This window comes from Pontibacter fetidus, from assembly GCF_010119545.1.
Lineage (GTDB): Bacteria > Bacteroidota > Bacteroidia > Cytophagales > Hymenobacteraceae > Pontibacter > Pontibacter fetidus.
This window is the reverse complement of the sequence record NZ_JAAEAA010000037.1, coordinates 1-10,797: the sequence shown is the minus strand read 5'-3', so window position 1 is coordinate 10,797 and position 10,797 is coordinate 1. Positions and strand designations below refer to the sequence as shown.

Sequence of the window (10,797 nt, the reverse complement as noted above, 5' to 3'; positions counted from 1 at the left end):
GTACTGCTCCTCCACCTCATCTACCATGAAACACTCCCGTACACGATAAATGATCTCCTCACTGCTCTTTCTCATGCAAGAGAAAACAATCCGCAGTAACTTAAATTCCTTAACTTAATGACATTGGGCGCGAGTTTGCAACTCGTGTCTTACAGTAAGGTTGAGTTTGTAACTCAACTGGGGCAGAGGCCCAACTATAGTAAGTCACGAGCGAGGACGCTCGCACTATTATCCGCATAAAGTATAAATCCTGCCCATCCAAATCAATCCTGTAAATCCTGATTCAGACAAAAAAAAGCCCCACCAAACTGGCAGGGCTCCTTCAATTTAAAGTATAAATCTATAGTTTAAAACTTAAGGCCGACAGACAGTAAGTAGTTGCGGGTAGCCTGCGGGTAATAGAAATTCTCGGTGGTTTGTGCGTTGTCGTAAATGTAGCTGAAGGTATAGCCGTTGGCTGCATATTTTTCGCTGAACACATTATTTACCAGTAAGCCCAGTTCCAGTTCTTTCAGCATATTTTTAAAGCCAAGATTATAACGTAAACGCAGGTCGCCAACCTGGTAAGCAGGTATAATGCGGTTTTCGTTTTCGGTGTTATCCAGGTATTGTTTGCTTACAGTTTTATAAATGAAAGCTGCTTTTAACCCTTTCAACACCTCTACTTCCAGTTGGTTATTGGTAACTATGGCCGGCGAAAAAGCGATGTCAGAACTTTTATACTTGTTTTCCTGCTGATAGTATTCTTCTTCGCCGTCTACAATTTTAGTAGCATCTATAAACTCACTGAAATTACGGATCTTGTTTTGGCTGTAGGCCAGGTTCGAACTTAAACGGGCTATACTTCCCAGGTTTAAAGCGCCTGTAAATTCTATACCCCTTCGGTAACTGTTCTTAATGTTCTGGCGGGTGTAGGCTCCTACGTCATTAATCTGCCCGGTTACAACCAACTGGTTTTTATAGTTCATGTAGTACAGGTTCGTTTCTATAGTTGCGCCCAACGCTTTACCTGCCAGTTCACCTAAACCGACCGTGCCACGGTAACCGGCTTCCAGGTTTTGCAGCGTTTCGTGTTTAGGGCGACTATTAGGGGTAGATTCTGTAAAATCATCGCGAACGGGCTCTCGGTTACCAATGGCGTAAGAAGCGTATAATTGCTGTTCTGGTGTAAAGTTATATGCTATACCTGCTTTCGGGTTCAAGAAAGCATAATCCACGTCCTGCTCTATACTTTCGAGGTCGTTGTCGTAGCCGGTAAAACTATAGTTGATCTTACGCAATTGCACATCTCCGAACACATTCAGCTTCTCTGTAATGCCGTAAGTGGCTTTTGCAAAAATGTTGAAGTCGGTTTTGTCGGCATCGTTCTCATAGTACCTGTCGCGGATGTTGGAAGTGGAAGCATAACGCGCCCAGATAACCTCCCCAAAATGCCCACCCTTATACTTGTTCCAGGCGCCGCCTATAGTTGCATCAAGGCGAGAATCTGGGTTATACTGCAAGGCGTAAGTAATGCCGTAAAAATCGTTATCCAGCCATCGGCGACGGATGATATCGGAAGTAGTTATAGTTTCTCCGCCAAGTTCTACGTTTGGTAAGCCATAGTCTGCCAGGTCGTCTTCAGGCTTAAACTGCTCGTAATAGCCGCGCCCGTTGGTATAATGCAGCGCTCCCGACAAGGTAAGGCCCGGCATAAAATCGTGCGCCAGGTGTAGTTGGTAATGGTCCTGCTGGTAGTTGTCGGTTTCGTTATCGTAGGTATAGTAGTTGTATGTTCTTCCTGATCTTAACAGGTTTTCTTTATCTGCTCCTTCTATCCAGTTACGGTCTATGTAATCCTGCAGGTCATTTGCATTCCCATAAACCAACGCCTCAGGTGTTCCATACCAGGCCTGGTAGGTCTGCTCTTTCCCCGAAAACGTAACAAACTTAACCGTGGTCTTATTGCCATAGTAGCCACCCGAAAAGTATAACGACTTCAGATCTGAAAAAGCGCGATCGATGTAGCCATCCGATTTAATGCGCGACAATCGGCCATCAAACGCAAACTTATCATTGATAAGGCCTGTCCCGAAACGCACGTTATTTTTCCAGGTATTAAAAGAGCCATAGCTGTTATCGGTTTCGGCATAGGCTTCGCGGCGCACCTGCTGGGTTTGTATGTTTATACTTGCGCCAAAAGCGGCCGCCCCGTTAGTGGAGGTGCCTACCCCGCGCTGCACCTGAATATCCTGTACCGATGAGGCAAAGTCCGGCATGTTCACAAAAAAAGTACCGTGGCTCTCCGAATCATTAATCGGGATGCCGTTTACGGTAACGTTGATGCGGGTAATATCAGAGCCCCGGATGCGGATACCGGTATAGCCCACGCCCGCACCTGCATCAGAATTCACAACTACTGAGGGCACTTGTTCCAGCAAGTAAGGCATGTCCTGGCCGAAGTTACGTTCAGCGATTTGCTCGTTTGTAACGTTTGTAAAAGTGGTTCCGGTTTTCTCGTTGGCACGGGTTGCCTGTACGGTTACTTCTTTGGCCTGCAAGGCTTTCTGCAACAACTGAATCTGTACATACTCATCCTGTTGCAGGTTTATACTTACTTCTTTTGGCTCAAAACCCAGGTAGCTTACTTTTAAAGTATAGGTACCGGCACTCAGGTTTGCAAACTCGAAAGTACCGTTCAGGCCGGTGGTGGTTCCGGTATTGGTACCTTTCAGCACTATAGTTGATCCAGCCAGGGCATTGCCTGTGGTGGCATCGGTAATGCGCCCGCTCAGTTTAAACTGCGCAAACAACTGCAATGGCAACAAACACACGGCCAGTGCAAACAAGAAATTTTTCATGAAATGGTTAAAAAGATAAAGTGACACATACAGGTATGCCAGGGGTTTGCATCCTGCTTTTTGTGTTTCCCTTTTGTTTCCCTACGACGGCATTACCCGTACAGGTTCAATGGGTATGATCTCAGCCCGTTATTATAAGGCACCCCTACTGCCGGCAAAAGTATGGCTTTATTCCGGATTTAAAAAGCCTGTCTTATTTTATAACAATATACTTATATAATAAAATTCAGATAAATAGGAATTTTTTTAGCCAATAGACAAACCCTAACAACTAAAGTACGTTTTAAAAGGAACAGGCACATTTTCCTGCATCTGCTCCTAACTATAGCCAAATCAAGAAGATATGCCAGCTGAACAACTGATAAATAATTAAGTCGAACGTGTGATGATGATCAGCTTACTGTATACTTTAGCATTGCTTACTATACTGGCATATTACGCCTTTTCGCCTCGCACCAGGTTCAATCACCCGCCATCATCTGACAACGACGATGACGGAGGAGAACCACTGGGCGATGGTTTGCCAGATTTAGACCTCCCACCTGGCATATCGCTACCGGTAAATGATTTTGAACCCAGATATGATTTCAGAACTATAAAATTACCGAAGCTGCCGGAACCGTCTTTGCAGTAGAACTATAAAACAAAAGCCCCTGCCAACTATAAGCTGGCAGGGGCTTTTGCTATAACTATAGTTTGTTTTACAAAATGCAGATACTGAATGTGCGCTCAAAAGCCTGTTTTGGCGCTAGTTCCTGTATGCCTTCTTTGTCCTGCAGCTCACCCGACTCGCCCACGCGGCTTGCAACACCACACCACGGCTCTATACAAACATAAGCAGCGCCCGGCTTAGCCCAGATGCCCAGGTAAGGAAATCCTTTAAACTCCATTTCTATGGCTCTCGGGTTTGTTTTGCTGGATAATGTTACTTTCTCGGAGTTCAGGTTTTTAAATACCAGGGCGTCTTTTTCAAAGTAAGCTGGGTTCAGGTGCAGCACCCTTTCCTGTTCCAGTACACGTTCAGTATCGCCGTTCAGCAGGCCTTTATCATTTAGCAAATGGCGGCTCAGGGTTTCTTCCTTTTCAAACTCCAGGTAGTAGTCTGTATAGTTCTCATTGGGGTAAAAAGGTACGTTAAAGCCCGGGTGGCCGCCAATCGAAAAGTACATGGTATGCACGTCGTCGCAGCGCACGAGGTAGGTTACAGATAATTTATTCCACTCCAGTTTGTAAGCTACCAGCAATGTAAACTTAAACGGATACTGCGCCAGTGTTTCCTCGTCGTGGGTCAGCTCGAATACCAGTTTGTCGTGGTGCTCGTCTACCAGTTTAAACTCCCGGTGCCGGGCAAAGCCGTGGCGCAACATAGGGTATTTTTCACCCTGGTAAGTATACATGGCATCGGGCAACTCGCCGATGATGGGGAACAGGTTGGGTGCGTGGCTGGCCCAGCTAGCCGGGTTTGCCTGCCAGATAAATTCCAGTTGCTCGTCCAGTTTTATAAAGTGCTGCAGTTCTGCGCCGCGGCTCTCTACCCCTACTTTATAGTTATCGTTCTGTAAAAAGTGTAGCATGTTTTCCGGTTATAGTTTGTGCTGCTGTAACAGGGCATCAATATGGTAGCGCGCATTTATAAAACGCTCCTGCTGCTGTCCTGTTATCTCGGCAAATGGTACACCTATCGTTTCCAGTTCCCGCTTGTACCAGTCGTAAAAATACTGGCGCAGGTGCGGATGTTCGCGTTGCGGATCAGGCTCCCACGGCAAATCAACGCCCATCAGCAGGTAAAGGTTGTAGTCCTGCTGCGCTAATTTATCAAGTATAAACTGCGGGGTTCGCCCAAATGCGTGCTCGCTCCATATCTTTAAAACCAAAAGGTCTGTGTCAGAGATAAGTACGTTTTTGGCACTGCAAAGTAACTGCTGTTCTAACTGTAATTGCCCGCGGGCTATGGCTTCAATATCAGCTAAGGTATACTCCCGGTTCAGGTCTGCAATGTAGGTGCGGGCATATTCGGGCACCCAAACGGTTTGGTAATGGCTTGCCAGTTGCGCCGATAAAGTAGACTTACCCGTAGACTCCGGGCCTGTGATTGCGATCTTGAGCATGTGGCAAAGTACGCTAAAAAAATGCAGCTGCCTATACTTACGCCAGCCATAAAAAAACTGCCCTGCAGCCAGAAGCTGCAGGGCAGTTAAAGTATAGTTCAGGTTTAGTTACCTATTTCCTGTTTATCAGTTTAATCGATTTTTTAACTCCGGATTCGCCGACAATGTGTGCGATATACATGCCATTTGGTAAGTCTCTGCCATCCACTTCCACAGAAATTATCTCGCCTGCTCTGGCAGTACCAACTTTCAGCTCTTTAACCATGCGGCCTCTGGAGTCGAATAGCTGTACGGTATATTTCTGATCGGCATTGGATGTGAACTCAACGGTTGTTCTGTCAGCAAACGGCATCGGGAAGGCGGTGGCCAGTATTTCGGTGGCTGGTGCCGTTCTCACGCATGGGTCTTCGCCTTCGGTCTCGATGCAGAATCTGATGTCATCAATAGCGCCGGAGCCTACATATTCTACACCTGTACCATCCAGTTCTACTTTCATCCACATTACGCCTTTGGTGTTACCAAGGTCTACGGTTTGCTTGCTGTTGTCGCCGAGTGGTTGCAGCTGCACTTTGTATAGTTCGTTGCCATCACCATCGTACAGGTACACCCACGACCAGTCTTCGTAACTGTCTATATCCAGGGCTTTCAGCGAGGTCATGGTTACCGGGCCAAAGGCTGAGAAATCTACAATTAACGCACCGCCCCACTGGTTATCATTTGGTTCATCGCCCAGGTCCTGGTTTATGATGAGTACGTTGCCCCAGTCGGTGGTGTACAGGTCATCGTCGTCGCCGGTTGGTGCCTGCGAGTCGAAAATGGCGGCGTGGTTCTCATCCGCTATACTACCGTCAGGGTTGCGCTTTCTACCAAATATATCCACTACGCCAGCTTCGGTGGTAGTGCTGGTTATCAGCCCGTGCTCATCGGTATCGAAATTTATCTCATAACAAACAATTTCTGGTTGCGGCACTGTAGGTTGGGCCAGTACCATTACAGCCATAGTTGATGAACACCCATTACTACTGGCAGTTACAGTTAAGGTATACTCGCCGGCTACACTAACTATAGGGTTCTGCTCATTTGTACTATAGCCATCCGGGCCGGTCCAACTATAGCTTACGCCCTCGGTTGTAGATGCCCCCATCAGTTGTAAGGTACCAGTGTCGCAGTCTAGCGTACCGCCTTGCGCCGTGATGTTTGGTTTGGTAAAGTCGCTTGTAACTCTAACTGTATCGGTTGTAGAGCAGCTATTAATATATCCACGAACATGAAGCACATAAGTACCTGCCGCATCAACTACAGGATTAAGTTCATACCTACCGGATACAATGTGTCCGCCATCTCGTGCTTCCCAAACCACAAGTCCACTTTTATCTGTTGCAAATCCTCCATCCAGCATTACTGTTGTTGCAGCACAAGTAATAACCTTATCAGGCCCCGCATCAGCAATTGCTGGCTTCGTGAAAAACACAGTAGCTTTTGCCATAGCTGAACATCCATTCTCAGGGTTCCTGACAGTTAAGCTATACTCTCCTTCTACGGTAACTACTATTGTATCTTCATCAGAAGTAAACCCTCCTGGTCCTGCCCATAACAAAAAAGCATCTTTTGTACTTGTAACTGCTATAAGCGTATCAATTGGCTCGCAATCATATCTCGGGTTATATTTCGATAGAATCCCAACATTTGGAAGTGTATTATCCTGAGTTACTTCAACTGTGTCTGTAGAAAAACATGAAGTTAAAATATCCGTAACCCTCAGAACATAAGTCCCTGGTGCGTCTACCGTAATACTTTCTTCTGTCGTTGGTGGAATTATATTTCCAGCTAATGTATACCACTGGTAACTTAATTCATGGGTACTTTCAGATGAGCCCTCTAAAATCACACTTGTAATACTACAGTTTAATTCCTTATCCGGGCCTGCATTTGCGCCAGGTGCTTGCGTTTGATCTGATATGTCAATTGAAGCAGAAGCTACGCAACCATTTACAGGATTAGTGACAGTTAATGTATAAGTGCCCGCCACAGTTATGGTTGGGTTTTGCTCAGTTGAAGTAAAGCCATTAGGTCCGGTCCAACTATAGGTTACCCCTGCAATACTTGAATAGCCAAGCAAGGTAACAGACGTATTATCACATCTAAGAACTGGTAATCCGTTTGTATGTACATTTATATCTGGCAAATTCGCATTCCGCGTTACTTCAACCACATCTGTATTTACACAACCGGTAGCAGGATTTGTAACAGTCAGCGTGTACGTACCGGCTGCATCTACAAGTGGCGTGGCAGAATCGGCACCGGACACAATGTGTCCTCCGTTGCTGGCCATCCAACTATAAGTTACACCGGCTGTAGTTGATGACCCGCTTAGGTTTATACTGGTAGTGGTACAGGTCAGCTCTTTGTTGGTGCCGGCATCAGCATTAGGTAGCGGGTTTTCCGTTACGCTTGCCGGGGCAGTCTGGGTGTGGCAGTTGCTTGGTGCTGCACCCGTGGCTACCACATAGTACCCGGTTCCGGCTGCTATACCTGTCCAGATAAGGGCTTCGCCGCTACCCGTTTTGGCAGCCTGTACATCAACATTGGCAGCATTTTTTAACTGGTACATTACATCCATTTCAGAATCGCTGAGCGTTAAACTACCTAAAGCTGCATCGCCGGCGCAATAGTCATCGCCGGTTAACATGTAAACTACCGGGTTAGGGTTAACCACAACTACTGTGTTGCAACTCTGGTCTCCGTAGCCTCGCTTGCTTATCACCACCGACAACGTATAACTGCCTTCTCCGCCGGCTACTACATCAACTGAAGACGATAAAACGCCAGCTGCTGCAGTAGTTGTTTTGGTTGTGCCGCCACCTGCAAAGGCTGCTCCGGAGCTTGTTCCGGATATAGTCCAGGTGTAAGTTGCTGCAGCTACATCGCTGGTTGCAGTATGGGTGGTAGTTGCGCCTGCGCAAACAGGACCTGCGGCCGGTAATACACAATCAGGAAACTGTATCTTATTCACATTTTTGAAAGGAACCGTCTGGTTACCTACACTAATGTTATCGTCTTCGGGGTCGATAACCAGGCCGGCCGTAATAGCACCCTGCAGGTTACCGGTCGGGCTGCTTCCGGGGTCACAGGCAATCAGTACATCTACACGCACAACTACTGTTTCGCCGGCTTCCAGGTCAGTAACTGTAACGGTACCTACCAGGTCGTTGTCGTTAAACAAAGTACCGTCGCCGGTTATGTGTTCGCCAGATAAGGTGGCTACACTTCCGCCATCGTCGCTTATGCCTGCGTCAGTGCCGCCGGCGCCATCGCCCCCCGAAACAGCGCCATAGTTTACGCCCACATACATAATATCTGCCAGTGCCACACCCGATTGCCCGGTTGCATCAGCCAGGAAAGAATAGTCCAGACCGATAGTTTGCGCACCTGTTGCGCCGGCATCTACTTTCACTTTGGTAAAGAACGTAACTATATCTCCGCATGAAAAGTCGCCCCCTTCCAGCGACTCTACAATATCAGTACCAACGGTGCGGTCGTCGAAGGCGCCACCACCGGTGCTATGGTTATAAGAATAAGGCTCAGCGGCTACAAAATCCAGGCTGAAATCACCTCCTCCATAAAGGGCCTTTCCGCTTAGTACCGTGTTTGGCATGCCCATCGCATTCCAGAGGGTTGCCCGCACACTTTGCATTGATGTTGAAAGTCGCGTTTCAAGGGTTGTTGTTTTGGCTATACTTACATAGTTAGCCTGTGCTGCAAAAGGTGTGGCTACAACTAAAAAGTATAGCCATAGTTTCTGCAGGTGGTTTAGCAAGGCGCGTTTCGCTCTGCTTGTTGTACAATAGTCAAAGTCTCTCATAATATTGATTTTCATAGGTTAATAAAAATATTGAATCAGGGTATTGCGCTAAGTGTAGCTGTAGTAATGCAGTTAGCATAGAGGCCGAATGGCAAAACTTTAGGCGCTATAGTTTGCCGTTATAGATTGCAGATATGCAGCCACTAGCATAGGTTATTCCTTTTGGCGGAGCACACCAATGCCCTGGCCAAACTATGGCCCCTGGCGCTGTATAAAATAGCAGGTATGGGAAGTGCGTAAACAGGTAATCCGATAGTATAATTTTACCATGTTGTTTTGATTGAACAAATGCGTAAAAACCACCGCAATTTTGCAGCAGTTAACTATCAGGAGTTGAGGGTAGAGGGGCATGAGATCTGAACTATAGCTACGCGCTGGTAAACTATAGCATCAAACCTGCTTTAAAAGCAATACATCTGTACGCATACACTATAATAATATTTTCAATTATTTATATTATTCTATGCTTAAACCTGTTTAACCTTGTGAAAGCAACTATAGGGCAGGTGAGAGGCATTAAATTGGAAGTGTAGGATTGTGGAGTGTTATAGCTAAACGTGTTTAGAGCCGTCGTTAAACCACAAAGGGTGCCTGGAATTCCAGGCACCCTTTGTGGTTTAACGACGGCTCCTTACCGTGTTTATTCTCGTTTCAACAATAGTTTCACAGTCTGGGCATCAGAATCACTGATCATACGGGCAATGTACAGGCCTTCGCCCAAGCCCCGACCGTCAACTTCAACCTGCTGCAGTTCACCAGCTTTAGCTTTGCCAGCTTTTAACTGTTTCACAAGTGCACCTTTCATATCATACAGGTTCACCACGTAGTTCTCTGTTTTGCTAATTCTAAATTCTATTATAGCCTTATCTGAGAACGGTGTTGGGTAAGCAGTGATCTGGTCAGCTTTTATGCCTTCAAGTGATGAAGTAGAAGTTGATGATAGCTGCCGAGTTGCATAAGTACCATTTGTAGGAGGGCAGTAAAGTATATTACCACTCAATCTACCATCTACATAATGCTCATTTATTGCAGCTATTATCGCATTCAACTGTGATATGGAGTATCCGGTTGAACAACCGGCTAGCGCTTTATTTGCCAGCTGCCATACTTCCGTTACCGTTTTACCAGTAAAGTCTCCAGAACCGATTATCAAGTCTCCCAAGTAAGTTGTTGATGGACTGAAGCTTGCAATATTGTAATCAAATCCTAACGAGATTGTTAATGCTACAACCTGCCCCGCAAAGGTGTTACTGTAGATGGTTTTACCTTTCTCAGTCGGATTCACATAGTTTTTATCAAGTGCTCTTGGTCTACCACTAGATGGCAGGAAGTTAGTTACAGCCTGTGCGGTTGTTAAGGTCAGTTTATAACCAGTACAACCATCATTCGGATCAATATCCCCAACTACTAATCCATTAGGGAAAGCTGTCGCGAAATTTGCATGCAAATAATTACCTGGATTGTCTCCTTTCTTAGTAGGCTCAGCACCCCATCCACCCATAGTTTGGGTTCTGAAATTGTTGCAAGGATTGATAATTACAGAGCAATTTGTAACACCTTCGCATCCTTGGTCGCTCTTAACCTCAACCTTATAGTTTCCTACACCTAAATTCGGTATTGTAAAAGGATTTGAAGTTACATTAACATAGCTATCATCATTTAAAGAATATTGATAGGTCCTGGATGCACTATAATTAGATATGGTAACTGTTAAAGATCCATCTGCTCCACCATAGTAGGTTACATCTGTAGTTCTACATGATAATTGAGGTGTTGCGTTGATGGTCAGCACTACCGGCACGCGGCCGCTGCTGCAGTCGCCTAAATTAGCCTGGGCATAATAGGTTGCCGTGCCGATACTGCTCAAGGTTGGATTGGCAACTGTATTGCCGCCGCTTGCCGCATCATACCAAACCAGCGTAGCACCAGTGGAAACTGTGGCAGTCGCTGTAAGCGTCTGGATCGGGCTGGCTGCACAAACAGTTTG

The 10,797-nt window shown here is 46.2% G+C and carries 6 protein-coding genes and 1 riboswitch; of the genes, 1 reads left to right on the top strand and 5 read right to left on the bottom strand.

Features of this window, described 5'->3' with window-relative positions; translation table 11 throughout:
- Positions 1 to 347 precede the first annotated feature (347 nt).
- The gene (locus GWO68_RS17550) at positions 348 to 2,840 is read right to left on the bottom strand and encodes a TonB-dependent receptor (RefSeq protein WP_162347785.1); all 2,493 of its coding nucleotides are present in this window, start codon (positions 2,838 to 2,840) and stop codon (positions 348 to 350) included.
- Positions 2,841 to 2,900: 60 nt separating this feature from the next.
- Positions 2,901 to 2,997, bottom strand: a riboswitch (TPP riboswitch).
- A gap of 228 nt (positions 2,998 to 3,225) precedes the next feature.
- On the opposite strand from GWO68_RS17550, the gene GWO68_RS17545 reads away from it, so the two are divergent.
- Entirely contained in the window at positions 3,226 to 3,474 is a 249-nt protein-coding gene (locus tag GWO68_RS17545) for a hypothetical protein (protein ID WP_162347784.1), read from the top strand.
- Between the two features lie 67 nt (positions 3,475 to 3,541).
- Here GWO68_RS17545 and GWO68_RS17540 read toward each other — a convergent pair whose 3' ends face one another.
- The 4 genes from GWO68_RS17540 to GWO68_RS17525 all read right to left on the bottom strand — a co-directional run.
- Entirely contained in the window at positions 3,542 to 4,414 is an 873-nt protein-coding gene (locus tag GWO68_RS17540) for an aldose 1-epimerase family protein (protein WP_162347783.1), read from the bottom strand.
- A gap of 9 nt (positions 4,415 to 4,423) precedes the next feature.
- Positions 4,424 to 4,948, bottom strand: coding sequence for an AAA family ATPase (locus tag GWO68_RS17535; RefSeq protein WP_162347782.1), 525 nt, complete (start codon positions 4,946 to 4,948; stop codon positions 4,424 to 4,426).
- Between the two features lie 112 nt (positions 4,949 to 5,060).
- A complete protein-coding gene (locus GWO68_RS17530) occupies positions 5,061 to 8,825 on the bottom strand; it encodes a T9SS type A sorting domain-containing protein (RefSeq protein WP_162347781.1) in 3,765 nt (1,254 codons plus the stop codon).
- Positions 8,826 to 9,450: 625 nt separating this feature from the next.
- Positions 9,451 to 10,797: Ig-like domain-containing protein (locus GWO68_RS17525; RefSeq protein ID WP_162347780.1), on the bottom strand; the 1,347-nt coding region annotated here is incomplete at its 5' end.

Bases quoted from the DNA above. Each gene is read 5' to 3' on its own strand.
- GWO68_RS17535 (WP_162347782.1), bottom strand. From the start codon at position 4,948: ATGCTCAAGATCGCAATCACAGGCCCGGAGTCTACGGGTAAGTCTACT.
- GWO68_RS17540 (WP_162347783.1), bottom strand. From the start codon at position 4,414: ATGCTACACTTTTTACAGAACGATAACTATAAAGTAGGGGTAGAGAGC.
- GWO68_RS17545 (WP_162347784.1), top strand. From the start codon at position 3,226: ATGATGATCAGCTTACTGTATACTTTAGCATTGCTTACTATACTGGCA.
- GWO68_RS17530 (WP_162347781.1), bottom strand. From the start codon at position 8,825: ATGAAAATCAATATTATGAGAGACTTTGACTATTGTACAACAAGCAGA.
- GWO68_RS17550 (WP_162347785.1), bottom strand. From the start codon at position 2,840: ATGAAAAATTTCTTGTTTGCACTGGCCGTGTGTTTGTTGCCATTGCAG.